We start from the raw sequence: 25,295 nt of genomic DNA on the forward strand, positions 1-25,295 counted from the left end.
AGAAAGGCTAAAACAATTTATTGGCGTATTTTGGGAAGAGATTTAAAAAAGTGAAAAAAAATTCTTATTTTTCTTTTGAATTTACGTTACTTATTTTTTTCTTTGTGGCGGTTCTAAAATTAACTTTCAACAAGGAAATAATAAATCGCTTTACGATTTGCAATCATCCTTGGAAGAACGGAAGCCCGTATAAACTGGAAGTTATATTTCAAAAAGTGAAAAATCCTTAAAAAATCTTAAAATAAATTAATGGATATTAATGAATTGAATACGAAACTCGTGTCTGAATTACGCGAGATTGCGAAGGTTTTAGGTATTGTTGATGCCGAAAAACTGAGAAAGCAAGAGTTAATCGATCGTATTACCGTAATAGCCAAAGAGGCTCAGCAGACCGAACCTGCTCCTGTTGCAGAGTCGGAAGCTGATGAATCCGTTTCAGCAGATCGTCCTCGGAAGCGTGTAAGAACAGTAAAAACGGCAGAGCCCGTAGCTGTTACCAGAAACAAACCTGCAGCACCTGCTGAAGATGTTACATTCGCAGAGCCTAGTGCCGCAAAAGAAGTAGAGCCTACAGAAGCTCCCAAGCAAGCCAATCCTGAACCAGCAGCCAAAGCTTCCTCCTCCGCAGATTTTGACAATGTGATTGTCAATGAAGGGGTATTGGAAATTATGGCCGATGGCTATGGTTTCTTGCGTTCATCTGATTACAACTACTTGACTTCTCCGGATGATATCTATGTATCGCAATCGCAGATCAAACTTTTCGGTTTAAAAACCGGTGATAATGTACGCGGCTGCATTCGTCCTCCGAAAGAAGGTGAGAAATATTTCCCGTTAGTTCGTGTGGAAGCCATCAATGGTCAGGATCCTGCTGAGGTTAGAGATCGTGTTCCTTTCGATTACTTAACGCCATTGTTCCCTGATGAGAAGTTGAACTTGGATTTAGGTCCTAGCAATTACTCAACCCGTATTATGGACTTGTTTACTCCAATCGGTAAAGGTCAGCGTGGATTAATCGTTGCGCAGCCGAAAACAGGTAAAACAAACTTATTAAAAGAAGTAGCTAACGCTATTGCGAAGAATCACCCGGAAGTGTATTTAATCATCTTATTAATTGATGAGCGTCCGGAAGAGGTTACAGATATGGCAAGATCGGTGCGTGCGGAAGTAGTATCATCAACGTTTGATGAGCCTGCAGACCGTCATGTGAAGATTGCTAATATTGTATTGGAGAAAGCAAAGCGTATGGTAGAGTGTGGTCATGACGTGGTGATCTTATTAGATTCGATTACACGTTTAGCTCGTGCTTACAATACCGTAGCTCCGGCATCGGGTAAAATTCTATCCGGTGGTGTGGATGCCAATGCTTTACATAAACCAAAGCGTTTCTTTGGTGCTGCCCGTAATATCGAGAATGGTGGCTCATTAACTATTTTAGCAACTGCATTAACCGAGACAGGTTCTAAAATGGATGAGGTTATCTTCGAGGAATTCAAGGGTACAGGTAACATGGAATTGCAGTTGGATCGCAAGTTATCGAACAAGCGTATCTTCCCTGCGATCGACCTGACAGCGTCAAGTACACGTCGCGACGATTTATTGGTAGATCGCGACGAGTTGCAACGTCTATGGGTATTGCGGAACCATTTGGCCGATATGAATTCGCAAGAAGCGATGGAATTCTTATTGACGCAAATGCGTGGAACAAAATCCAACCAAGAATTTTTAATTAGTATGAATGGCTAAAAAGCCATTTTAAATTGATAATTTAGGCCATCTTTTACTGAAAGATGGCTTTTTTTATGAAGAAATATATTCCAAATAGCATTACCTCTCTTAATTTATTCAGCGGATGTATCGGTGTGTTGATGGCCTTGAAGGGGGATTTCCAAGCGGCATTTTATTGTGTGCTAGCTTCGGGGATCTTTGATTTTTTTGATGGGATGTCGGCGCGCGCCTTGCATGTAAAATCGCTAATTGGGAAGGAGTTGGATTCCTTGGCGGATGTAATCAGCTTTGGATTCTTGCCCGGCACGGTGATGTATATGCTTCTAAAGGATGCCAGCAGCCATGCTTATTTGCCATACTTAGGCTTTGTGATGACGGTTTTCTCGGCTTTGCGCCTTGCGAAGTTCAATATCGATACCCGGCAAACCACCGACTTTATCGGTGTCAATACCCCGATGAATACCTTTGTGATTATTTCCCTGCCTTTTATTGCCGAGCAATATCCGCAGGTTAAACAAGAGTTTATCTTACTGGCCATAGTGGCCATGTCCAGCTTTTTGCTGGTTTCGGAAATCAAGTTGTTTTCTATGAAATTAAGCTCCCTGGCTTGGGCACCCAATAAGTTCAAATACCTATTTTTATTGGTGAGTTTAGGGTTAATTATCGCTTTGCAATTCCTTTCATTACCGATCGTGTTGCTGCTTTATATTCTGTTTTCGTATTTGCATTTCGCGCAGGAAAAGCATCAGGATAGGGTCGAAGCGTAATCCTCCAATTCCGACATTGCCGTGTCGAAGTCCGTTTTTATGGTAAAATAAAGGGCCTTAATATCTTCCATGGCGGTGTTTTCGCGGGCCGCTTTTTCCAGGCCTTGGAAAGCTAAGCGCAAGTCGGAAGCGCCGATGTATTCCATAGTAGGTTTTATATGGTGCGCTTTGGATGCGATATCCGAAAAACTACCTTCATTAATTACTTGTTCCAGGTTTTTGAAGTCATCTTTACCTTGGGTTAAATACAGACTGATCAATTGTTTAACCATGTCCATATTGTTCATCATGCTACTTTTGATGGTCTCCGGGTTGATTATGCGATAAGGATTCATGCGATGCTAACTTAACATTTAGGGGGTCTTTACTGGCGTTTAATAATTGTTGGTTTGTTTTTTTGAATATAGGGTGCTCCCAATCCGGTGCAATTTCGCATAGGGGAATCAGGGTAAAGTTACGTTCTTGTATATAAGGATGAGGTACGGCCAAATCAGTTTCATGGATCACCTCCTGGTTATAATACAAGATGTCAATATCGATTACCCGCGATCCCCAACGTTGTGCCCGGATACGGCCAAGAACCCGTTCAATCTGTTGGCTGGTTTGCAGCACTTTCTGGACAGAAAGCGTGCTATGCACCATTAAAACTTGATTTAAAAAGGTCGGTTGATCTTCTACTCCCCAGGCTTCCGACTCATAAATTGCCGATTCCTGTTGGATGGTTCCTATTCGTTCAGCAATCTCTGCTCGCGCATCCGAGAGCTGTTTGAGTGGGTCACCTAAATTGGCACCTAGTAATAGGTAGACTACATTCATCGTATTAATATAAGAATAGTTTTATGATAATTGGAATAATACATTATTTTTACGCCTGTCAAAGTTAATAAAATCGCTATGAAATCTTTTTTTAAATACGTCCTCGCAACGGTTACTGGTATTATCATCTGTTCGCTATTGATGATCTTAGTGATCATTGGCATCGTGACCAGCATGGTAAGCTCGGTATCCTCCGGAAAGGATACTGTGACACCATCCAACGCCGTGTTACTGATTACATTAGACCATACCATTACAGAAAAAACAGAGCCTAATCCATTCGAAGGATTAGATATGCCTGGTTATAGTGGTTTGAAGAGTTTAGGATTGAATGATATGCTAGGACGCATTAAAGCGGCCAAGGAAGACAGCAATATTAAAGGTGTTTACTTGAATGTAGCTGGTGTAAACACCGGATTCGCCAGTATGAAAGCTATTCGTGATGCCTTATTGGATTTCAAGGAATCTGGCAAGTTTATCATGGCCTACAGCGAAAACTATACGCAAAAAGGCTATTACCTAAGTTCGGTTGCCGATCAGGTTTATCTTCATCCGGAAGGAGGCTTAGATTTCAGAGGTTTAGCCAGTTCGGTGATGTTCCTGAAAGATGCCCTGGACAAGTTGGGAATCGATATGCAGGTATTGAAGGTAGGTACCTATAAAAGTGCTGTTGAACCTTATATGATGAACAGCATGAGCCCGGCAAATCGGGAGCAGGTTAACTCCTATTTAGGAAGTATTTACGAAACGTTTGTTCAAGATATTGCGGCCAGCAGAAAACTAACGGCCGATAGCGTGAAAGGTATTGCGAATGCTTTTGCTATTCAGCAACCCGAAGATGCCGTAAAGGTTCATTTTGTTGACTCCTTATTATATAAGGATGAATTGCTAACGAAGGTTCGTCAGCGTTTGGATGTAGCCGAGAAGACAGAGATTCCGGTTATTTCCATCTTAGATTATAAAAATAAGCCGGCTACAGGCAAGGCTACGGGCGATCGTATTGCCGTGTTGTATGCTTATGGCGCTATTGTAGATGGGGAAGGAACCACGGGAGAAATCGGTGGAGACAAGTTATCTCGCGAACTGCGTGAACTACGTGAAGATGATAAAGTAAAGGCGGTGGTTATGCGAGTGAATTCACCGGGCGGTTCGGCCTTGGCCTCAGATATTATCTGGAGAGAGGTTGAATTGACGAAAAAGGTGAAGCCTGTTATGGTTTCCATGGGCGATTATGCTGCCTCTGGTGGTTATTATATTTCTGCTGCTGCGGATTCCATCTTTGCCGACCCAACCACTTTAACCGGGTCCATCGGGGTATTTGGCGTTATCCCGAGCTTCCAAAAGTTGTTTAATGAGAAGTTAGGGGTACATTTCGATGCCGTAAAGACGGCGAAATTTGCCGATATGGATGTAGATATGGATCGTCCTTTATCTGAAGAAGAGAAAAACATTATCCAAGGGAGTGTAAACCGCGTTTATCAAGTATTTATGAAGCGCGTGGCCGATGGTCGCAACATGTCCATTGCCAATGTAGATAGCATTGGCCAGGGGCGGGTTTGGACGGGTGCTCAAGCTGTAGATTTAAAGCTGGTAGACCGCTTAGCGAGCCTAGATGAGGCGATAAAGGCAGCAGCCCAAAAGGCTAAAATAACCGATTATCGCGTAGCCGAGTACCCACGTACCAAGGATCCTTTTGCTGAAATCTGGTCGGTTTCCAAAGAGAAAGTTAAGGCCATGATGATTGATGAGGAGCTAGGCGACTATGGCAAATACCTGAAGGAACTTAAAAAGGCGGTAGGCCATACCGGTATCCAAGCAAGAATCCCTTATCTCATCGAGATATATTAAGGTTAAGTTAAAAAAGGCGTTGAGGACATTTCCGAATCAACGCCTTTTTTATATCTTTAATCCCTGAATCAACCGCAAATAAAATTATATATGAAAACTATCGACGATTTAAATTTTAACGGCAAGAAAGCATTGATCCGAGTTGATTTCAATGTTCCATTGGATGAAAATTACCATATTACAGACGATAACCGCATTCAAGGTGCTGCACCTACCATCAAGAAGATTTTAAAAGATGGCGGTTCAGTTATTTTAATGTCTCACTTGGGTAGGCCAAAAGAAGGCCCTACAGAGAAATATTCCTTAAAACACATTGTTAAGCATCTTTCTGATGTATTGGCTGTAGACGTACAGTTTGCAGATGATTGCATTGGTCAGGAGGCTGTTGATAAGGCTGCAGCATTACAGCCCGGCCAGGTTTTATTGTTAGAGAACCTACGTTTTTACAAAGAAGAGGAGAAAGGCGATCGTGCATTTGCAGAAAAACTAGCCAAATTAGGTGATGTTTATGTGAATGATGCTTTTGGAACAGCACACCGTGCGCATGCTTCAACGGCTGTTATCGCAGAATTTTTCCCTGGAAATAAATACTTCGGCTATTTAATGGCGAAGGAAGTTGAGAATGCAGAGAAGGTATTAAACAAACCCGAGCGTCCATTTACGGCAATTATGGGTGGCGCAAAAGTTTCAGATAAGCTAGAGCTCATCGAAGCCTTATTAGATAAGGTAGATAATTTGATTATTGGTGGCGGTATGGCCTACACCTTTGTGAAGGCACGTGGCGGCGAGATTGGTAAGTCTTTAGTGGAGTTGGATAAGTTGGATTTGGCCAATGAATTGGTGAAGAAAGCGGATGAAAAAGGCGTCAATCTAGTGTTACCAACGGATGCGCAAATTGCCGATCGTTTTGCCAATGATGCTGCGGTATACGATGGTCCGAACGATCAAATTCCTGCGGATATGCAAGGTTTAGATATCGGGCAAGAGTCTGCAGAACATTTCAAAGATGTAATTATGGCTTCCAGAACCCTATTATGGAACGGTCCTATGGGCGTTTTTGAAATGGATACCTTTGCTAAAGGAACGAAGGCCGTTGCAGATGCAGTGGTGGCAGCTACCGAGCAAGGCGCTTTCTCCTTAATCGGTGGTGGCGACTCGGCTGCGGCAGTTTCTAAATTCGGCATGACCGAGCATGTAAGCTATGTAAGTACCGGTGGTGGCGCTTTATTAGAGTATATGGAAGGCAAGACTTTACCCGGTGTAAAAGCCATTTTAGACTAGAAAAACTAGTTCATAAACAAAGCGGGCGGTAGTATTCTACCGCCCGCTTTTTGTTTAACCCTAAATCTTCTGCCTGGTTAATAGCTGTAACTAAAGCTGAAATTAGGGACGAATCGTTGCTTCGCAGAAGCATCGTTAATATAGCTCAGCTTGGCACCGACCCCAAAATCGGGTAGCTTATAGCGTAGGAGATTGAAGTCCATCGACAGTCCCAAACCATATACTTTTGGTGCGAGTTCACTCTTGTGGATATTCTGGTAATCGGCGAATAAATAGCCATGAAAACGCTTGATATAGGCCAGGGAACCCAATGCCCAATCGGGATAAGCAAGGGGCAAACGATAGTTCAACATCAGGTTATTGGATACCCTTGGCGAGTTGAAATGTCCGAAGGCTGATATCATCGGAATTTCATAGGATGCGGCGAATTTTCCGGTATTTGTTTGCATGTTATAGCGGGCTTGGAAGGCATGATTGGCGAAGAATCCAGGAAAATAGAAGTTCGATTTTAGGGCGAACAATTGTCCTTTTTGCTTGGGTTCAAAGGGTACATGCCGGTACACAAAGCTGATGTTCTGGCCCCATCGTGGCACCAGATCCATGCTACTGCGGCGCATATTTCGGTTGAAGTAGGCGATATAATTCATCGGAAATAGGATTTCATCCTGAAAGCCCTTCAAGTTTTTATTGCTGATATCGTAGTATTTTTGGTAGGAGGTGCCAATATTTAGCCCAAAACTATAGTTGTTTTTGCCGCGGTAGAGCGAGAATGGCAGCTGCATTTCCAGGGAATAATAGTGTTCCCGATAGGTAAATTGTCCCACTTCTTGCTCGGGTTTGCTGGGTTTTATGTAGCCCACACGACCTCGATTGAGGTAGCGGGCGCTGAATTTTGGCAGGTATTTCAGGTAGTTTAGCTCGGCAGAATAGATGCTTTTTTCCAATTCCATGTCGTATTCATAGCCTAATTTTAGCTGGCTGGTGTTCAATAAATCGTTCGCTAACCAGAAGATTCCGGGCTTGTAATTGTCGAAATTTTCGAAGTTATTGGTGCTTATACTTAAGCTGTGGAAGTTGAAAAAGTCGCTTAATGGGTTGTATTTTTGTATGCTATATGCAGCGGAATCGGAGGATTCTGTCGCCCGAAAGGGGGTCGAAATCCGTTCATCCCTGAGTGCTGGTGCAGCAAATTCCGGTAGCATTTGGGTTCCTTTTAGGCTGTTGATATCGGCAATGGCTAAGCGATAACCATCACTTTGATACTCGTTATAGGTTAGTTTTCCGCCGCTGGAAAGGCTCGGATTGAAGGCTCCATAGCTGGCATTACTTAACTGTTCGAAGGAATTTTCAGGCCGATTATAGCGGTAAATATTGTCGATTTGGTTGAAGTGCGCTTTAAAAATCAGGTCGTTTTCTTGGTAAATCGGACGCTCCAACTGCTGATTTCCCCAAGGAAATAGCAGGGAATAGCGGCCAGATTCAAGGTCTATTTCCAATAGATTTGTGCCTTCTTCGCTCACCGCTACGGCTATTATTCGTTTGTTTTCGGCGTCTAACGCGGGCTGTTGCAGGTGCAAACCGGCCGGAAATTCAAGCACTTTTTCCTGTTTCTTAGAAAAAATATCGATATAAATAAGGCTAGCGACATTATCTTGATCCACATGGACTGCATATACCCTATTCAATTTTGAAGCGATTACAGGGCTGTAAAAGCGCGATTTCTTAGAAAGTTGCGTTACTTTTCCCGATTTAAGGTCTAAAAGTCGGATGATATTATAGGTTTGTTTCCCAAATCTACCGTCTTTTCTAATTTCATCCCAGGTAATAAAATCGGCTGAAAGATCGAAATAGGGACGCAATTGGTAGCCGATTTTCAGGACTTCCTCCTCGGTATTGCCTGTGATTTTTCGGAATGCCGGGACGTGTTGAGGCGATTGAAAGAGGCTGTATATGCTGCCATCGGTATGGGTTTGGGGCAAGTAATAATGACTGAAATACCGGTTTGTATTCGGGAGGATTTGGACATTTTCCGGGCTTGCTTTGTGGGGTTGAAGGTCTGCTTTTAGACCTGTCAAACTAGCCTGATAGAGGGCATGACTGTTCATGCCGGTCTGTCTTTTTAGGGCCCTGTTGAAGTTGTATGGTCGTAGTAAATGGCGGCGCATATCTTCCATAATTTTGTCCTTCACTGGGTAGCCAAATTGGTTGGTCAGCTGGGTGTTCATCAGGTAGCCTGTGAGGTAAAAAGTAGGGGTGATATCTTTAAAAGAACCGAGGATGTTTTTGTCAAATCCATAGCTTTTTCCACTGCCTTCATTCGCTCGAAGGGGCATGAAGAAGGAGGGGAGTCTGCCTCTTCCGCCGGCCGAGAATTGGGTCTCAATTGAAACGGCATCTCCTTCGAAGTACCAGGCGGGGAGGTGAATTCCAAAGAATGCCAAGGCCAGTTGTTCTAAAAATGGCCCTCGCAAACGACCTGTCAATTTGTCCATTTGCACCACATGACGTAATTCGTGTTGTATTAAATTGGGTAGCCATTCTTGGTTGTCAGGATTGCTGCTGGGGGTAGAAAAAGCTTCCACTTTTCGCGGTGCCAACTGGGCGAAACCATTTTGTTCGATATGGTTTTCGTGTAAAATGATGCTTATTTTTCGGGGTTTGATCTGTAAATCCTGACTGGCAAAATGCAGCATGCTATCCAATTGATGGGCTAGGGTAGAGCCTGATTTTTCAAACCCTGTCGGGAATATCAATTGAAAATTTGGCTGCTTTATCTGCTTCCATTTTACCCAGGAGGCCGGTTGTTCATAGTCTACCAACTGCCCGAAAACCTGATGTGTAGGTATGCTTAAATATAAAAGCGTTAAGATACTGATAAATAGGTTTTTATTCATTAAAAAATAACTTAAAAACAATGAATGCTAAAAATATTAGTACAATTTCTTTGTTTTTGTTTAATTTATACTTCTTATAAAATTAGCTAAATGGTTGAAATATAAATTATTAAACTGGTTTTATAAATCCTATATTTCGGTTAAAAAATAGCTGAAAAATGGCCTAATCCTTTTTTGCATGCGCTTGTTTGTGCTGCAGACGGATCTTGTTTTTTGAACATTTTTCGGAAGTGAAATTACTCAATTTTTACGGCTAAAATAGCCTTGTCGCAATTTTTGTTTTTGTGCTCGTTGCTCGGCTGTGGATTTTGACGGGCAGGTTTTATGATACGGATTGATACGGCTTCCTTTGTGGGTTGAATTTGCAACGCGCTGTGACATGAAAGGCTTAAACTAAGCTTGAATTGATATCGGTTTTGAATGTCTATTTCATCCCTTACTTAAGCATTTTCTGCTCTTCTTTTTATGCTGTCATCCTGGCAGATTTGCTTTATTGAATTATAAGGGGTAACCTAGCGGTTTGCAGGGTTTGTGGGTAGGCAAAAATTTAATTATATTTTTAGGGTAAAAAAAACGACTTTTGCACAAAACGAATTTTTGGCACCAATGTAGGATTGATAAAATAAGAGGAAAGGTATGGAAGAATTAGCAATGCTAGTAGCACATGTGGAGCAATTGATTGAGCGTGGTGATCAAGCTGAGCTTGCAGATTATTTGAATGAATTGAACATCTCGGATGTTGAAGAATTGATCGATGAACTTCCCGAATACGGTCCTCTCTTTTTAGAAACCTTAAGCCTAAAACGTGCAGTCAATGTGTTCCGGATTTTGGACTTCCCAACCCAAGAACGGATCTTCAAAAAATTGAAAGCAAACACCATTCGCGAACTCTTAAATGAGATGCCTCCCGATGACCGTACTTCCTTCTTCTCCGAGCTTACCGGTGATGTGGTGAAACGCCTCATTATTCTGTTAACGCCGGAAGAAAGAAAAGAAGCACTTTCCCTGTTGGGCTATCCTGAAGATAGTGTCGGGCGATTGATGACACCGGACTACATTACGGTGAAAGAACATTGGACCATGCCGCGGGTACTTGATCACATCCGTCGTTACGGGGGAGCATCGGAAACTATCGATGTGCTCTATGTGCTCGATGCTGATGGGAAGCTGGTGGATGACGTGCGGATTAAGGATGTATTGTTGGCGGATCAAGAGAAGGTGGTTGGCGACTTGATCGACAATCGGCTAATCTCCTTACGCGCGAACGATCCGCAAGAAGATGCGGTTTCTATTTTCCGAATGAACAACCGCGTGGCCTTGCCTGTGGTTGATGATCGCGACATCATGTTAGGGATTGTGACGATCGATGATATTCTTTGGGTAGCCAATGAAGAGTACTCGGAAGACATGCAACGTATGGGGGGTACCGAGGCCTTGGACGAGCCTTACCTTGATGTTTCCATTTTTCATCTAGTGAAGAAGCGGGCCGGCTGGTTGATCGTGCTCTTTCTGGGGCAGCTCCTTACCGTTACGGTGTTGAACCATTACGAAGATAAATTGACCACGGTGTTGGTGATGCTGATGCCGGTGATTATGTCGAGTGGTGGTAACTCGGGATCGCAAGCTTCCACGCTGATCATTCAAGCCATGGCCATGGGCGAAGTTACCCTGCGGGATTGGTGGATGGTCATGCGTCGTGAAATTATATCGGGTTCGCTTTTGGGAATTATCCTAGGCACCTTAGGCTTCTTCCGGATTTCGGTAGAGGAAGCCTTCCGTCATACCTATGGCGATATCTGGTACCTCTATGGTTTTGCCATCGGTGCCGCACTGGTCGGGGTGGTGCTGTGGGGATCGTTGATTGGTTCCATGCTTCCGTTTATCTTGCGCCGCTTCGGTGCAGATCCGGCAAGCTCCTCCGCACCCTTTGTATCCACTATTGTCGACGTTACGGGCTTAATTATCTACTTTACCTTCGCTTCCCTGATCCTGGGGGATGTGCTGTTTTAATTATTCCGCTTGGTTTTGAATAACTTGCAAAATAATGCATAAAAATATTTGGACATATCGGTTTATCTTCCGATAATTGCATCACCAAAACCGAAAGGGACGGTAGCATTCCTGAATAGCTCAGTTGGTTAGAGCATCTGACTGTTAATCAGAGGGTCGCTGGTTCGAGCCCAGCTTCAGGAGCAACAAAAGAAAAGGTGACGATTAGTCGCCTTTTTTTATGCCCCCATTTTTTGGCCTCGCCGCGCGCGGGGAAATTTTAAACTCAGCTAAGTTTCGGTAATTCTTCTTCTCTTGTTGATTTTAATATCACCCCTTGTTGGCCCTATTTCAAAGGGGCTTGAAAGGGGTTTGAAAAGGGAGTGAAAGGGGAGAGAAAGGTATTTAGTATGGAGTAGTTAGTATTTAGATCTAGCTTATTCCGGTTTGAATCCACAGTACGAAGCAAAGCAAAGATTTTTGTGTAGAAGATCTACCGTACTAAAGCCCGCTTCTTCCAGGCACTTCATTTGAAAGTTTAGGGAGCGTGGCGAATCTTCCTTTTCGATATAGGCGAAAACATGATCACGATAGCTGTCGTCTTTAAGTCCGCTGAGGTACTTGCCATAGCGCTGCTTAAATAAGATGTTTTGTAGGCCGCTGTGCGCTTGTTCTATCATGTCGCACACCCAAATGCTTCCGCCGGGTTTTAAGAGCTTGTAGAGCTTCTGAATGGCTTGTTGCCAGTCGGCATCCGAGCGAAGGTGGTGGAGTACGGCTGTAGCGATAATAACGTCGTATTGGTTTTCAGGTAGGTCAATGCTGCTGAAGTCGCCTTTGTGGGCTTGCACCTTACCTTGGGTTAGCGGTTGGATGCGTTCCACAGCCTTATCTAGCATAGGTTGACTTAAATCGACCAAATCAACATGAGCCACATTTTGGAAACCTTGCAGCAGTTTCACGTCATAGTTTCCGGCACCACAGCCAATATCTAGGATATGTTGCAGGTTGGGGTACAGCTGTCGGATACTGTCTGTAATGAGGTCCATTTGCAGGGCGGCATCCACGATGGTGGCTTGGCCAGTATCTAAATTGGAGAAGCGGGCGACATCTTGGTCGAATCTTTTTTCAATTTCTTCTAATGTTGATTTCATAGCAATTAAATTTTCCTTGGTAATAGTATCCCTTACCGTTCTGTTTGAAATTTACTAAATATTATCCTAACCGGAATAATTCACAGATTATGTGGTTTCTTTTTCTGAAAAGCAGATGCGTTTTCAACAGCTTATGGCTATTCTTAAAAATCTTCGGTAATCTATCTATTTTATTCTCAATAAATTATAGGGGTTAATCGGGGTTTAGCTGCTTTAATGCGGGATTTTTTTAACTTTTTTTTGCGAATTAAGAGATAAAGCTGTATTTTTGTACCACTTTAAAGGAGAAAGCTAGTTTCTCATTTTAAAATTCCTGAATAGCTCAGTTGGTTAGAGCATCTGACTGTTAATCAGAGGGTCGCTGGTTCGAGCCCAGCTTCAGGAGCACCAGAACACTGCCGACTACCATGTCGGCATTTTTTTTTATTAGAAAATTTAACGTCCATGAGCTTAGTTATAGTTGGTACCGTTGCATTCGATGCTATAGAAACCCCGTTTGGGAAAACAGATAAAATTGTTGGTGGTGCTGCTACCTTTGCAGGTTTAGCCGCTTCGTACTTGTATCCGAAGGTGAAATTAATCTCCGTAATAGGGGAGGACTTTGGCGATGATAATTTAGCGATTATTACATCAAAGGGAATTGATGCAGAAGGAATCGAGATTATTCCGGGTGGCAAGTCATTTTTCTGGTCGGGTCGTTACCATAACGATATGAACAGCCGTGATACCTTAGTAACCGAACTAAACGTATTGGCAGACTTTGATCCGAAAATCCCAGCTTCCTACCAAGATTGCGAGTACCTGTTGTTAGGCAATCTTACTCCTGCGGTGCAATTGGCAACATTGGAGCGTTTGGAAAACAAGCCGAAATTAGTGGTTTTAGATACCATGAACTTCTGGATGGATGTGGCGATGGATGAATTGAAAGTAGTATTGAAGAAGGTGGATGTGTTGACGATCAATGATGCTGAAGCACGTCAATTATCGGGCGAGTACTCTTTAGTGAAAGCAGCAGAAAAAATATTGACTATGGGACCGCAATATCTAATTATCAAAAAAGGAGAACACGGTGCCTTGTTATTTGGTGAAGGCCAAGTGTTTTCTGCACCAGCATTACCATTAGCAGATGTATTTGATCCTACTGGTGCAGGTGATTCCTTTGCAGGTGGCTTTATCGGCTACCTTGCGCGTTTGCAATCGATCAACTTTACGAACATGAAGAATGCCATTATCTATGGTTCTGCTTTAGCGTCGTTCTGTGTAGAACAATTTGGCACAGCACGTTTGCAAAACCTCAGTCAAGCCGAGATTTCAGCACGTATTCAACAATTCGTAGCCTTGTCGAAGTTCGAAATCAGCGAATAAAACCTTTGCGGTTAGCTGGATTTAAAACTCCGGCATGCAAAAGAATAGAAGGGATTTCCAATTGGGGAATCCTTTTTTTATAGTAGTGTATTTGTTGGCTTATTCCGCCTCAAACTTATAGGATGCCAATGTTTTCTTCATGGACTTGCGGGCCACATGGATCCTTGTTTTTACGGTGCCTATCGGGATTTTCAGGTGATCGGAGATCTCATGGTATTTGTAGCCTTCGAAATACATCGTGAAAGGCACATAATACTCATCTGAAAGTTTCGATAAAGCATAATTAATGTCTTCCATTACAAATTTGTTTTCTCCTTTGTTTTTACTGGCTGAAACGACAAGGTTTGTCTGGGAAATTTCCTCCTCCTTGGTGATGAAAGAGTTTGTTTTTACGACGCGGCGGTAGTTATTGATAAAGGTGTTTTTCATGATGGTGTATAACCAACCCTTTAAATTCGTACCATCTCTAAAGTTCTTAAAGTAGGTCACTGCTTTGAGCAGTGTGTCCTGCACCAAGTCGTTTGCATCATCCTGATCACGTGTAAAATTGCGAGCGTAATTTTTTAGCGAATCAGAATGCTTAATGACGAGGGTGTTAAATTCAAGTTTGTTCATACAATCAGTGGTTATGTAAAGTAAAATAGTTAATGAATCGAATTAATTTTTTTTACGATTCGGCGATTTCGAATCTTATTGATTACTCAATACTTACAGACAGAATGTATCAATTACTATGCAGGGAATGCGCGAAAATGTGGAAAAACCTCCTGTTTCTCGATAAAATTATTGTTTCACGAAAAATTTAAGGCGCAAAATATCAAGCCTCATCCTGCGATAAAGCCGATTTATTATTTTTTAATAAAAAAAATTGGAGATATTGAAAATGTGGAAAACTTTATAAAATGTTTACTTCACGTTCTAATTTTACGCCGAATTTTGCAAAAACATCGTCTACAATATTGGACGATACTTGAAAAATCTGTGCTCCCGTTGCTTCTCCTTTGTTGGTGAGCACCAAAGCTTGATTTTTCCACACGGCCACTTCACCGACCTGTTTTCCTTTCCAGCCACACTGTTCTATTAGCCAACCGGCAGCCAACTTTTGTTGGCCTTCATTCATGGGATAATGCACGATATCAGGAAATTGTTTTTGTAATTGGCTGAATGTTTCAGCAGAAACGATCGGGTTTTTGAAAAAACTACCCGCATTGCCTACCGTACTAGGGTCTGGAAGCTTTTCTATGCGGATAAAAGATACTACCTCGGCCATATCCTTTATGCTGGGTTGGCTGATGTTGCGCTTAGCGAGTTCGCCATTTATGGCGCCATAGCTGCTGTTGATTTCTCCGAAAAGAGGCAGTTGATAGGTAACACTGCAAATAATATAGCGGCCTTTGTGTTGATTTTTAAAGATACTATCGCGGTAGGAGAATTGACAAGCCTCGTTTGAAAAAGTAACAAACTCGCCGGTCTGGGTATCAAAGGCGCGGCAGGAATAGAAGATATTCATTAATTCGGTGCCATAAGCGCCGATATTCTGTATGGGTGAAGCACCTACAGTTCCTGGAATCAGGGCAAGGTTCTCCATGCCCGGGAAATCATGGTCGATGCAATACCACACCAGGTCGTTCCATACTTCTCCAGCCGCGGCTGTTACGAAAACCTGACTGCCTTGAATGAAATGTTGAATACCCTTATTTCCAATATGCACGATTAGCCCCTCAAAGTCTTGCGTGAAGAGCACATTGCTGCCGCCACCCAGCACGAAAAATGTGGAATTGAAATACCCCTGTTGGAATAAATCAGTTAAACTACTTTCGTCGGTAATGTGGATATAGCGTTGCGCAGATGCTTCGATGCCAAAGGTGTTAAATGCCTTTAAAGACACATGCAATAGGGGTTCGTTCTTCATTATTTTGACCGATATCTTTAAAAATTCGAAAAAATAAGCTATCTTAGTTTAAGAGTCGGTAAATATAATTAAACCACAATTTATAAACTAATTTAATTGCGAATGGCAAAGAATGCGGATGTAAAAAGACAGAAGATATTGGAAGCAGCGAGGCGACGCTTTGCACATTACGGCATGGCTAAGACTACCATGGCCGAGATTGCGCAGGACCTGTCTTTTTCTAAGGCACTTTTGTATTATTATTTCCCGGATAAAAATCGCCTCTATGCTGCCGTGTTAGAATACACGGTGGATGAAATGGTGACCGAATCTAACCAGCGTATAGACGAGCAGAAAAATATTGAAGATGCGGTAAAAGTGTTTTTGGAGGTTCGCTTGGAGATTATCAAAGAAAACTACAGCATTTTTGAATATACCTATTCTTTCCGCAGCGACTTTCCGCCTGATCTAGAAGAAGCCTGCAGTTCTATTTTCAAAAAAGATATTGAACAGGCGCAATTAATTTTAGAACGTGGTGTAGCCAATAAGGAAATTGTTGTGGAAGACCTGCCGTTAACGGCCAGAATCTTTATGATTTCCATATTAGGAATGCGTATTGGGGTCATCAAAGAGTTCAAAAACCTCTTTATCCCACCCACCAAAGAAGAATTCGATTACATCCTTTCCCTACAGAAAAAGTTAGCTAAAATCTTTATTAACGGCTTGCGACCTTAGGCTTGTTGTATGATATGCTGCAAGATCATCTGCGCGTGTATTCTAGAGTTTTCGATAAACCAGAGGTGGGTATTTAGCCCGCCGCAAACCACACCGGCCAGGTAGAGCCCTGGAACATTGGTTTCCATGGTTTCTGGGTTGTGCATCGGAATCATTGGTTTCTCCTCTGGTATCTCAATCCCTATCTTCCGTAAGAATTGGAAATTAGGACGATAGCCTGTTAAAGCCAGGACGAAATCGTTAGGAATACAGATTTCTCCTTCGGGCGTTTGAATATACGCCTCCTTTTCCGTTACCCTGCTGAGGCAGCTGTTGAAATAAGCCTTTACCTCGCCAAAGGCAATACGATTGTCAATGTCAGGTCGAACCCAGTATTTTACACGTGGACTAATAGCTGGTCCACGGACTACTAACGTAACTTGTGCTCCCTTACGGAATGTTTCTAAGGCAGCATCGATGGAGGAATTGCTGGCACCCACTACCAGCACCTGCTGCTTGGCATAATAATGCGGATCATCGTAATAATGCTTTACTTTCGGTAATTCTTCGCCCGGAATATCCATCAACATGGGGATATCGTAAAATCCCGTCGCCACAATGACCTGCTTTGCCGTATATTGATCCTTATTCGTTTGTACCTTAAATAGCCCCTCTTCTTTCTGAATCGCTAACACTTCCTCGAACAAATGGGTATTCAGGTTGAATTTCTGTTCGATGCGGCGGTAGTATTCCAGAGCTTCTGCACGCTTAGGTTTCGGATTGGTAGTAACGAATGGCGTGTTGCCTATTTCTAATCGCTCGGCGCTAGAAAAGAACGTCATATTGACTGGATAATGGTAGAGCGAGTTTACTAGACATCCTTTTTCTATGATAATATGGCTTTTGTTATGTTTCTGCGCCTCAATACCACAGGCGATGCCGATAGGGCCGCCGCCAACAATCAATATATCGTAATAATTATCCATTTGCATGCTCCATTTGTTGAGGTTGTATAATGGCTTCCTTTTCCATGACCTCTACCGTCGATTTGTGTAAATCTGTGGATATTTTATTTAAAAACTGCAATTGTTCGGTAATTAATTTGGTTTCCTCGGGGTCTAGGGTCTCCTCATTGACGTCCGGGAAGTCCTGCACTTCTTGGAAATCCTGCTGCTCCGGATCAGATACTACTTGGATTGCTTTGCTCAGGTGGTTCAGGATCTTCTTCAATAAAACCAAGTGTTCCTTCGTGTAATTGCTGTTCCTGGCCTCATGCAATTGCAAGAGTAGGGTAGCTCCATAAGAGGAGAGGATATGGTTCAAAATGACGAATCTATTGACTTCCTTGGTGCTTTTCTGCCGCCATTTGGGCTCGGATAGCATCCGTTGGAAGGTAGAACCCATATTCGCCGAGGCAATATATACTTCTTTGCGCGATAGCTTGTAAGAGGTAACAGATACATTTTCTTCCGCCAACATACGCACAGCAAGAGCCAGGTAATTATAGTTGGCCTTCAACAAGTGGCGCATGCTGGGTTTAATTTGGAAGCTTTCCCAGTTCGGGAAGATTACATAGCTGGAAATAAAAGCAATCATACCTCCTAAAAAGGTGTCAAAAATACGCTCCTTGGCTATTTCGAAGGTATTCAGCCCCGTAAAGCTCAGCATAATTAACACATAGGGCGTCATAAAGAGCACCGCGACAATATAATTCACCCGGAACAGGCTATAGGCTGTCAGGAAGAAAAAGATCAGTAAGATAAACAGCGCGATCTGGTTGTGGACCGTCATCAGGATGATCGCCCCGATTATCCCACCGATAATAGTGCCCAAAAGACGTTGGAAATTACGTTCTTTCGTTAAACCGAAACCTGGTTTTAAGATGACCATAATGGTGAGTAAGACCCAGAAACTGCCCATGCTACCGATATTAAAAAGATCGGCGTTTAGCACCAAAAAGGTAACAGACATCACCACGGCCATCCGTAAGGCATGGCGGAAAATGGAGGAGTTGAAGGAAAGGTTATCGCGAAGTTTGCTCCAGACAATATGTTCGGTTTGGATAAACTTGTTGGCTTCTTCGATCTCTTGTTTATTTACCTGGTTGGAACGGATGACATTGTAGTTGTAAATGTTCTGGATAAATAAGGTGATGCTCCGGATGCTGATCAGGATTTTCTTCAAAGGAATGGTATTGATACCTTCCTTGGTTTCGATGTTATCGATTTGCTCGCGAATATGGTCGATATCATCTTGGAAATTATAAAGCGGCTTTGGTGCGCGGTTGGCATTCAATTGATAGGCCAGGTGATCCAATTCATTCGCCACTTTTAATAGCAGGTTTTTAAACTCTTTGAGAATACCGGTATGGGCATAGTTCTTACGGATTAATTCATAATCGTAATGTGTCGTCATGCTCAATTCAAAGAGGTCTACAATATCATTAAAGATTAGGGTTAAGAATCGTCCAATCTTAGTGGTATCTTTTATCGAGCGCTTGCTCTGGAAAAGGAGGTCGCGCACATTCTCCTGATGCTCGTGTACTTCGATTTGCTTTTCGATCAGCTTGCGGTAGTTTTCTTCCAAATCAATCTTATGATCATAAAAGTTTCCACGTAAACGGATAAAGTCGCCAACATAGCGGATGGACTCCGAAAGCTCTTGCTGCGCTAAGCGATAGGGGCGAACCTGACTTAAGGAAAAACTGATCAGCATATACCATACGGCACCTATCACAAAGAATAAGAGGTAATACAGTTCTTCTTGTAGGGTATAGGCATTGTCTACATTAATCAGCATAATCAATATCCCCATAGATCCTACGGTGGCGGCCCGAGCGTTAAACACGGCAAACATGGAATAAAGGAAGCAGAGTGCCCCAATCACCAGGGTCATCAGGTAGAGGTTGGTATTACTGACCACGGTGATGAGCTGCGTTAGTATACAGACAATCAGACAGGCAATCATGCCGGTACGTCGATGCGAGGGCGCTCCTGGGGTATCGGACAGCCCGATCAATAAGGCCCCCAAGGAGATAAAGGTACCCATGAGAAATTCACCTAAGGCTGCACAGATGAGGATAGGCACCACACAGCCTATCGTAATGCGTAAACCATCGGCGAAATACTGACTGTAAAAAAAATTGCTTATTTCCTTTGTTTTATTCATGGTTGAGGAACAAATATAAGGAGAGAATCCCGATTAGGATAGTATTCAATAAGGATTTTTTATGCAAATAGTTTTTTTTACATTAAAGCTGAATCAAAATGAGGTTTATAGAAATATCAATAAAAATCTAGTTGATATACAAAATTGTCAATTAAATAAGCTTTTCTATATAAAAATTATATATTTGTAAGGTCGTTGACCAACCTCAGGGAATAACTATAAAAATACTTTTGTTTTAATTATGAGATTAAGCCAGAAAAAAGCAGCTTTTCAAAACGAGGTGCTGACACGCTTCGATTTGTTTAAAAGTCTCTTTCTAACCTTGCCCTTCCAGCGTGTTAAACACACGGGGACTATCCTTCCGTTCTTCACGACCCACTGTGAAAAGGGAGTTGAAGAGCACCTAGCCCCCGAATCTATAATCGATAGTTTCTTCGGACAGTATGAACAATATGTGCAAGAAGATGACCGCATTGATCTTTTATTTCGTATTGTACAATATGTAGAAAGACAAGTGGTGTTATTTGATGCTGTTGAAGATTCTGCCTTTAAAGCGGTTGGTAAATCGGATGAAACCGCCGGCCTGGATTCCATCTTCCGTTTAGCACAAGCGAATCCGGAAACCAAGCAGCAAATCATTAATCGCATAAAAGAGATGTCGGTGCGCTTGGTATTGACCGCCCACCCGACCCAGTTTTATCCGGGTCCGGTATTGTCCATCATCAACGACCTGATCGATGTACTCAAGTTAAATGATATCCCGAATATCCACCTGTTGCTGCAGCAATTAGGGAAAACCCCTTTTATTAATAAGCAGCAGCCTACTCCGGTAGATGAAGCTATCAGCTTAGCCTGGTACCTGGAGAATGTGTTTTACCGGGTAGCTTCGGATATCCAATCAAAAATTGACGATGAACTGGAGATCTCCAGCAATGATACCAGCCAGATTGTGGAACTAGGCTTTTGGCCTGGTGGTGACCGCGATGGCAACCCGAACGTGACTTGGGAAAGCACCAAGCGCGTAGCCACCTTATTGCGTACCATTTTGTTCCGCTGCTATTACCGCGATTTCCGTATCGTAAAACGCCGCATTACCTTCCGTGGGGTAGAATCCTATTTGGAAGCCTTGCAAGAGCTGTTTTATGAAAATAGCTTTAACCCGAAAGAGAATCCGGAAGATATTACCGAAGAAATTGTCTTTAACCTGAAAGAGGTGAAAAGGGTATTGCTGGAGTCGCACGATGGCTTATTTGTAGAATTGGTGGAAGACCTGATCCGCAAGGTGCAGACCTTTGGCTGTTATTTTACAACCCTAGATATTCGTCAGGATAGCAGTGTTTTGCGCGAAACCTTTAACTGGTTATTGGCGACCTATCCAAAAGAAACAGGATTGGATGCCGCCCAATTGGGAGACTCGGAAGAAGAAAAAGAAAAAGCAATCGCCTTGAGCGAAGCGGATTTGGCTATTGATGATGCCGCAGCGCCATTGGTGTCAGATACCTTGAAGGTGATCCGTTTAATCAAGCAGATTCAACAATCGGGTAGCGAGCGTGCTGTACAGCGTTTTATAATTTCTAACTGTCAGCAAGCTTCTGATATTTTAGGATTAATGCAGTTGTTCTTATGGCAAGGCTGGAATAAAAAAGACCTGACCATGGACTTCGTACCTTTGTTTGAAACCGTAGATGATTTATCGCGCGCAGCAACGGTGATGAAAAGCCTCTATACCCACAAAGGGTATGCAGCCCACTTGAAGAAGCGCGGGAATAAGCAAACAATTATGCTAGGCTTCTCGGATAGCACCAAAGATGGTGGCTACCTGATGGCCAACTGGTCGATCTATAAAGCGAAGATTGAATTAACGGCCATGGCCCGGGAGTACGATGTAGACTTAGTGTTTTTCGACGGACGTGGTGGCCCACCAGCACGTGGCGGCGGTAAGACACAACGTTTCTACGCTTCCATGGGTAAAGAAATTGAAAATAACCATATTCAGCTGACTATCCAAGGACAAACCATCAGTAGCCAGTATGGATCTTTGGATAGCGCAAAATATAACATCGAGCAGCTTCTTCATGCCGGTATTATCTCCGACCTTCGCCAGAAAAATGGCGATACACTGACCGCCAAGCAGAAGAAGGTAATCGATCAGATGGCGGCAGAAAGCCATAAGAAGTTCCTGAGCTTACGGAAGGATGCGAAGTTCTTACCTTACCTGGAAACCCTAAGTCCGTTGAAGGCCTTGGCCTCCATCAACATCAGTAGCCGTCCGGTAAAGCGGAACTCCGGAAAAGAGTTGCGTCTAGAAGATCTTCGAGCCATCAGCTTCGTGACAGCATGGAGCCAGTTGAAACAGAATATTCCAGGATTCTATGGCGTTGGAACGGCCTTGCAATGGGCTGAAGACAACAACATGTGGTCTTACGTGAAAAACCTGTATGAAAGCTCCGGTATGTTCAATACCATCATTGACAACTGTATGATGTCTATGACGAAATCGAACTTCGATATCACCTCATACATGCAGCACGATAAGGAGTTTGGTGATTTCTGGAAGATGTTGAAAGAAGAATACGACCGCACGCGCGATTACTTGCTGAAACTGACCGGCATGAAAGAATTGATGGAAAACTACCCGGTAGAAAAAGCATCCATCTGCGAGCGTGAGAAGATTATTCTTCCTTTGTTAATTATTCAGCATTATGCGATTCGGAAGCTGGAAGCCAATAAGTTGGATGAAAAGACAGCCGCTGTTTATCAGAAATTGATAGGCCGTACCATTTTCGGGGTCGTGAATGCAGGGCGGAATTTAGCCTAGAATGATTTTGAATTACTTGAAAATAGGAATTTATACGGCTAAATAGCGATATTTTTTTATTTTTGTGTGTTTTTAAAATATTATAAAGCGATGAAATTAAATACATTATTTGTTGCAGCGGTTTTAGCAAGTACTACTTTGTCATCTTGCGTGTTCAAAACAGCGGATGAAAGACAATTGAAGTATACCCATACTTCTTTGGTTGATGGTGATGCTTATGCTTTCTTTAGACAGGTAGGAACCATCGTTCCTTACGAGGTTTCCTATACTAAACATGTAGAGACTGTGGGCTCCGCAAAAGCAAAAGAAGTAGCTGGAAAAGTAGCGCAAGTATTTGGCGAAATCCTTCCTCAAATGGATTCTTTGGCAACGAAATTCCACGTGGATTTCCCTATTCGTGGGGTTGAATTGTATAGCACTGAAACAGCTACAGCAGCTACGCCTGCAGCAGCACCTGTTGCAGTAGTAGATACAGCAGCACACGATTCGGCCGTTGATGCAGAACCTGTGGTATTGGCAAAACACGCTGATGTTTATTCAGATGATGCTTACCTGCACCATATTCAACATCAAGTGGCAGTGGTAAAAGAGCAATTCAGAAGATTGTCTCGTAACACCAACAAGGAATTGAGAGATTTCGCACAAGGAAAAGCAGAAACCATTGCAGAACTGTATACAGCAGTTGGCGGTAAGGAAGATGCGCACGCGCACCACTAAGCCTCGCTTATGCTGGATCAGCAAATAATAACAGGTATATTGTCGTATGGAATGTCCGGAAGGGTATTCCATGCGCCATTTTTGGAGGCCTCTGATCGCTTTAAGCTCAAGGCTGTCGTCGAACGAAGCAAGAAGCAAGCACAAGAACGCTATCCGGAAATTATCAGTTATGATGCGGTGAGCGATTTATTGCAAGATCCGGAGATTGAGCTGGTCATCGTCAATACGCCCAATGATACCCATGTGGCATTTGCCGAACAAGCCTTACGTGCTGGCAAGCATGTGTTGTTGGAGAAACCCGTAGCTCCTACGGTAAAAGAAGCCGAGCACCTGTTTCAGGTAGCCGCCGAATGTGGCAAATTACTCATGCCTTACCATAACCGTCGTTTTGATTCTGATTACCTAGCCTTAAAAAAGGTGCTGCAAGATGAACGATTGGGCAAACCTATTGAATTACATATCCGTTTTGATCGTTTCAAGCCTGAGATCGGTCCGAAAGCCTTTAAGGAAAAGCATGTGCCAGCATCGGGCATTATCTATGATTTAGGATCCCATTTAGTCGATCAGGTGATTGCCCTGTTCGGGCGCCCTAAGTCGATGACCAAGATTCGCGGCAGCTATCGTCCGAAATCAAAGGTAGACGACTATGGAAGCATCATGCTAAGCTATACCAGCGGTTTAAATGTATTTCTGACCTGTAGCTTATTGGTGGCTGCCCCGCAAGCTAGTTTTGTGCTGCATGGCAGCAGAGGCAGCTTTGTGAAGCATCGGGTAGATGTGCAGGAAGCCCAGCTGATTGAAGGGATGAGTCCTACTGCAGCAGGCTATGGCATTGAACCGGAAGGAATGGAAGGCATGCTAACCCTGGCCGATGAAAATAATCAACTCCATGCGGAACTGGTTCCTGCCGAAAAAGGCAATTATATGGGGATATTTGATGCCGTATATGCGGCCATTCGAGAAGATCAACCTTACTTGGTTCAGCAAGACCATATAATTTGGCAATTGGAAATCTTAACGCCTGGCAAGTAAATTGCTATTTAATATTAACTTTATATATAGTTAATATAGGATTTTTATCATTGTTGTTAAATCAAAATTACTAACGTGAGATATGCTGCTATAGATATCGGTTCCAATGCCGTCCGCCTATTGATTGCCGATATTATTGAAAGAGAAAACGAAATAATCTTTAACAAAAACACCTTATTACGCGTGCCGCTCCGACTCGGAGACGACGCCTTTATTCACCGTCATATATCGGAAGGGAAATTTGAAAGCATGGTCAAAACCATGAGCGCTTTCCGCAACCTGATGGATGTGTATAAAGTAACCGATTATATGGCCTGTGCTACCTCTGCGATGCGCGATGCCGATAATGGAAAAGATGTGGTGGCAGCTTGTCAAAAAGCTGGGGTAGACATTCAGATTATCGATGGCGCTGTGGAAGCCCAGATTATCTATAATGTACACAACAAAACCGCCATGGATAAAAATAAGGTTTACCTGTATATCGATGTTGGTGGTGGTAGTACCGAGATTTCTCTTTTCGCTAACGGCGATTTGGTGGCTTCGCAATCGTTTAACTTGGGTACCATCCGCATCCTGGATAATCAGGATAATCCAGATACCTGGGACGAGATGAAGCGCTGGGTCAAAAACATCACCAAGAACTATAAAAACATTTACGGCATTGGCTCCGGCGGGAACATTAATAAACTCTCGCGACTTGCCAATGAGAAGGCCGATAAGCCTATTTCCTACGCCAAGTTAAAAGCCCTTTACGTGTACCTGAATTCCTATTCTTTAAAAGATAGAATCAACGTGCTGGAACTCAAACAAGACCGTGCTGATGTAATTATCCCGGCTTCCGAAATCTTCTTAACCATTATGAAGGTCGGGCACCTCAAGAATATTACCGCACCTCGAATTGGCTTGGCCGATGGGATTATACAGACACTCATCAACAAGAATTATAAGAAGTAATTCCTGAAAGAAAAGGTTGGAAGTATCGAAAATAATTCTATTTTTGCGGTACAAAATACCTAGGTGGCGAAATTGGTAGACGCACCATCTTGAGGGGGTGGCGCCTGAATGGGCATGGCAGTTCGAATCTGCTCCTAGGTACTTCCGAAAAACTAAAAA

The 25,295-nt window shown here is 43.0% G+C and carries 19 protein-coding genes and 3 tRNA genes; 14 read left to right on the forward strand and 8 right to left on the reverse strand.

Annotation, left to right across the window (positions count from 1 at the left end; all coding sequences use genetic code 11):
* Positions 1 to 249 precede the first annotated feature (249 nt).
* A complete protein-coding gene (gene rho, locus GQF63_RS04815) occupies positions 250 to 1,746 on the forward strand; it encodes a transcription termination factor Rho (RefSeq protein ID WP_160367979.1) in 1,497 nt (498 codons plus the stop codon).
* 56 nt (positions 1,747 to 1,802) lie between these two features.
* A complete protein-coding gene (pssA, locus tag GQF63_RS04820) occupies positions 1,803 to 2,495 on the forward strand; it encodes a CDP-diacylglycerol--serine O-phosphatidyltransferase (protein ID WP_246163317.1) in 693 nt (230 codons plus the stop codon).
* Here the strand turns inward: pssA and GQF63_RS04825 are convergent.
* Both GQF63_RS04825 and folK read right to left on the reverse strand, forming a co-directional pair.
* The gene (locus tag GQF63_RS04825) at positions 2,474 to 2,785 is read right to left on the reverse strand and encodes an Hpt domain-containing protein (protein ID WP_160367981.1); all 312 of its coding nucleotides are present in this window, start codon (positions 2,783 to 2,785) and stop codon (positions 2,474 to 2,476) included. The genes pssA and GQF63_RS04825 overlap by 22 nt on opposite strands.
* Before the next feature lies 1 nt (position 2,786).
* Entirely contained in the window at positions 2,787 to 3,311 is a 525-nt protein-coding gene (folK, locus tag GQF63_RS04830; protein WP_160367982.1) for a 2-amino-4-hydroxy-6-hydroxymethyldihydropteridine diphosphokinase, read from the reverse strand.
* Positions 3,312 to 3,389: 78 nt separating this feature from the next.
* On the opposite strand from folK, the gene sppA reads away from it, so the two are divergent.
* Complete coding sequence (gene sppA, locus GQF63_RS04835) at positions 3,390 to 5,159, forward strand: signal peptide peptidase SppA (protein ID WP_160367983.1); 1,770 nt, start codon at positions 3,390 to 3,392, stop codon at positions 5,157 to 5,159.
* Between the two features lie 90 nt (positions 5,160 to 5,249).
* Positions 5,250 to 6,440, forward strand: coding sequence for a phosphoglycerate kinase (locus tag GQF63_RS04840; protein WP_160367984.1), 1,191 nt, complete (start codon positions 5,250 to 5,252; stop codon positions 6,438 to 6,440).
* Positions 6,441 to 6,517: 77 nt separating this feature from the next.
* Here GQF63_RS04840 and GQF63_RS04845 read toward each other — a convergent pair whose 3' ends face one another.
* Positions 6,518 to 9,334, reverse strand: coding sequence for a hypothetical protein (locus tag GQF63_RS04845; protein ID WP_160367985.1), 2,817 nt, complete (start codon positions 9,332 to 9,334; stop codon positions 6,518 to 6,520).
* A gap of 636 nt (positions 9,335 to 9,970) precedes the next feature.
* On the opposite strand from GQF63_RS04845, the gene mgtE reads away from it, so the two are divergent.
* Both mgtE and GQF63_RS04855 read left to right on the forward strand, forming a co-directional pair.
* The gene (gene mgtE, locus GQF63_RS04850; RefSeq protein ID WP_160367986.1) at positions 9,971 to 11,344 is read left to right on the forward strand and encodes a magnesium transporter; all 1,374 of its coding nucleotides are present in this window, start codon (positions 9,971 to 9,973) and stop codon (positions 11,342 to 11,344) included.
* A gap of 109 nt (positions 11,345 to 11,453) precedes the next feature.
* Positions 11,454 to 11,527: transfer RNA gene (locus GQF63_RS04855), tRNA-Asn, on the forward strand.
* A gap of 233 nt (positions 11,528 to 11,760) precedes the next feature.
* Here the strand turns inward: GQF63_RS04855 and GQF63_RS04860 are convergent.
* Positions 11,761 to 12,477 (reverse strand): class I SAM-dependent methyltransferase, encoded by a 717-nt coding sequence (locus GQF63_RS04860; RefSeq protein WP_212592469.1) that lies wholly within the window; start codon positions 12,475 to 12,477, stop codon positions 11,761 to 11,763.
* A 311-nt stretch (positions 12,478 to 12,788) separates the two neighbouring features.
* On the opposite strand from GQF63_RS04860, the gene GQF63_RS04865 reads away from it, so the two are divergent.
* Both GQF63_RS04865 and GQF63_RS04870 read left to right on the forward strand, forming a co-directional pair.
* A tRNA-Asn gene (locus GQF63_RS04865) sits at positions 12,789 to 12,862 on the forward strand.
* Between the two features lie 59 nt (positions 12,863 to 12,921).
* Positions 12,922 to 13,842, forward strand: coding sequence for a PfkB family carbohydrate kinase (locus tag GQF63_RS04870; protein WP_160367987.1), 921 nt, complete (start codon positions 12,922 to 12,924; stop codon positions 13,840 to 13,842).
* A 99-nt stretch (positions 13,843 to 13,941) separates the two neighbouring features.
* Here the strand turns inward: GQF63_RS04870 and GQF63_RS04875 are convergent, their stop codons facing one another.
* Together GQF63_RS04875 and murB are read right to left on the reverse strand one after the other, a co-directional pair.
* Complete coding sequence (locus GQF63_RS04875; RefSeq protein ID WP_160367988.1) at positions 13,942 to 14,457, reverse strand: RNA polymerase sigma factor; 516 nt, start codon at positions 14,455 to 14,457, stop codon at positions 13,942 to 13,944.
* A gap of 280 nt (positions 14,458 to 14,737) precedes the next feature.
* Entirely contained in the window at positions 14,738 to 15,754 is a 1,017-nt protein-coding gene (gene murB, locus GQF63_RS04880; protein WP_160367989.1) for a UDP-N-acetylmuramate dehydrogenase, read from the reverse strand.
* A gap of 102 nt (positions 15,755 to 15,856) precedes the next feature.
* Between murB and GQF63_RS04885 the strand changes: the two genes are divergently transcribed.
* The gene (locus tag GQF63_RS04885; protein ID WP_160367990.1) at positions 15,857 to 16,468 is read left to right on the forward strand and encodes a TetR/AcrR family transcriptional regulator; all 612 of its coding nucleotides are present in this window, start codon (positions 15,857 to 15,859) and stop codon (positions 16,466 to 16,468) included.
* On the opposite strand, the gene GQF63_RS04890 is transcribed toward GQF63_RS04885, so the two are convergent.
* Positions 16,465 to 17,439: a YpdA family putative bacillithiol disulfide reductase gene (locus GQF63_RS04890; protein ID WP_170292225.1), complete on the reverse strand. Its 975-nt coding sequence runs from the start codon at positions 17,437 to 17,439 to the stop codon at positions 16,465 to 16,467. The two genes, GQF63_RS04885 and GQF63_RS04890, sit on opposite strands and share 4 nt — an antisense overlap.
* Positions 17,426 to 19,615, reverse strand: a complete 2,190-nt coding sequence (locus GQF63_RS04895) for an FUSC family protein (protein ID WP_160367991.1) — start codon at positions 19,613 to 19,615, stop codon at positions 17,426 to 17,428. Before GQF63_RS04895 ends, GQF63_RS04890 begins: the two co-directional genes overlap by 14 nt.
* 241 nt (positions 19,616 to 19,856) lie before the next feature.
* Between GQF63_RS04895 and GQF63_RS04900 the strand changes: the two genes are divergently transcribed.
* The 5 genes from GQF63_RS04900 (at position 19,857) to GQF63_RS04920 (ending at position 25,277) form a co-directional block, all read left to right on the forward strand.
* Positions 19,857 to 22,433, forward strand: coding sequence for a phosphoenolpyruvate carboxylase (locus GQF63_RS04900; protein WP_160367992.1), 2,577 nt, complete (start codon positions 19,857 to 19,859; stop codon positions 22,431 to 22,433).
* Between the two features lie 90 nt (positions 22,434 to 22,523).
* The gene (locus GQF63_RS04905; RefSeq protein WP_160367993.1) at positions 22,524 to 23,150 is read left to right on the forward strand and encodes a hypothetical protein; all 627 of its coding nucleotides are present in this window, start codon (positions 22,524 to 22,526) and stop codon (positions 23,148 to 23,150) included.
* 9 nt (positions 23,151 to 23,159) lie between these two features.
* Positions 23,160 to 24,182: a Gfo/Idh/MocA family oxidoreductase gene (locus GQF63_RS04910; RefSeq protein WP_160367995.1), complete on the forward strand. Its 1,023-nt coding sequence runs from the start codon at positions 23,160 to 23,162 to the stop codon at positions 24,180 to 24,182.
* Positions 24,183 to 24,257: 75 nt separating this feature from the next.
* The gene (locus tag GQF63_RS04915) at positions 24,258 to 25,136 is read left to right on the forward strand and encodes a Ppx/GppA phosphatase family protein (RefSeq protein WP_160367996.1); all 879 of its coding nucleotides are present in this window, start codon (positions 24,258 to 24,260) and stop codon (positions 25,134 to 25,136) included.
* 57 nt (positions 25,137 to 25,193) lie between these two features.
* Positions 25,194 to 25,277, forward strand: a tRNA-Leu gene (locus GQF63_RS04920).
* Positions 25,278 to 25,295: the final 18 nt, after the last annotated feature.

This window comes from Sphingobacterium humi (assembly GCF_009768885.1).
GTDB lineage: Bacteria > Bacteroidota > Bacteroidia > Sphingobacteriales > Sphingobacteriaceae > Sphingobacterium > Sphingobacterium humi.

Coding starts and splice junctions, on each gene's coding strand:
- rho (WP_160367979.1), top strand. CDS start 250: ATGGATATTAATGAATTGAATACGAAACTCGTGTCTGAATTACGCGAG.
- pssA (WP_246163317.1), top strand. CDS start 1,803: ATGAAGAAATATATTCCAAATAGCATTACCTCTCTTAATTTATTCAGC.
- GQF63_RS04825 (WP_160367981.1), bottom strand. CDS start 2,785: ATGATGAACAATATGGACATGGTTAAACAATTGATCAGTCTGTATTTA.
- folK (WP_160367982.1), bottom strand. CDS start 3,311: ATGAATGTAGTCTACCTATTACTAGGTGCCAATTTAGGTGACCCACTC.
- sppA (WP_160367983.1), top strand. CDS start 3,390: ATGAAATCTTTTTTTAAATACGTCCTCGCAACGGTTACTGGTATTATC.
- GQF63_RS04840 (WP_160367984.1), top strand. CDS start 5,250: ATGAAAACTATCGACGATTTAAATTTTAACGGCAAGAAAGCATTGATC.
- GQF63_RS04845 (WP_160367985.1), bottom strand. CDS start 9,334: ATGAATAAAAACCTATTTATCAGTATCTTAACGCTTTTATATTTAAGC.
- mgtE (WP_160367986.1), top strand. CDS start 9,971: ATGGAAGAATTAGCAATGCTAGTAGCACATGTGGAGCAATTGATTGAG.
- GQF63_RS04860 (WP_212592469.1), bottom strand. CDS start 12,477: ATGAAATCAACATTAGAAGAAATTGAAAAAAGATTCGACCAAGATGTC.
- GQF63_RS04870 (WP_160367987.1), top strand. CDS start 12,922: ATGAGCTTAGTTATAGTTGGTACCGTTGCATTCGATGCTATAGAAACC.
- GQF63_RS04875 (WP_160367988.1), bottom strand. CDS start 14,457: ATGAACAAACTTGAATTTAACACCCTCGTCATTAAGCATTCTGATTCG.
- murB (WP_160367989.1), bottom strand. CDS start 15,754: ATGAAGAACGAACCCCTATTGCATGTGTCTTTAAAGGCATTTAACACC.
- GQF63_RS04885 (WP_160367990.1), top strand. CDS start 15,857: ATGGCAAAGAATGCGGATGTAAAAAGACAGAAGATATTGGAAGCAGCG.
- GQF63_RS04890 (WP_170292225.1), bottom strand. CDS start 17,439: ATGCAAATGGATAATTATTACGATATATTGATTGTTGGCGGCGGCCCT.
- GQF63_RS04895 (WP_160367991.1), bottom strand. CDS start 19,615: ATGAATAAAACAAAGGAAATAAGCAATTTTTTTTACAGTCAGTATTTC.
- GQF63_RS04900 (WP_160367992.1), top strand. CDS start 19,857: ATGAGATTAAGCCAGAAAAAAGCAGCTTTTCAAAACGAGGTGCTGACA.
- GQF63_RS04905 (WP_160367993.1), top strand. CDS start 22,524: ATGAAATTAAATACATTATTTGTTGCAGCGGTTTTAGCAAGTACTACT.
- GQF63_RS04910 (WP_160367995.1), top strand. CDS start 23,160: ATGCTGGATCAGCAAATAATAACAGGTATATTGTCGTATGGAATGTCC.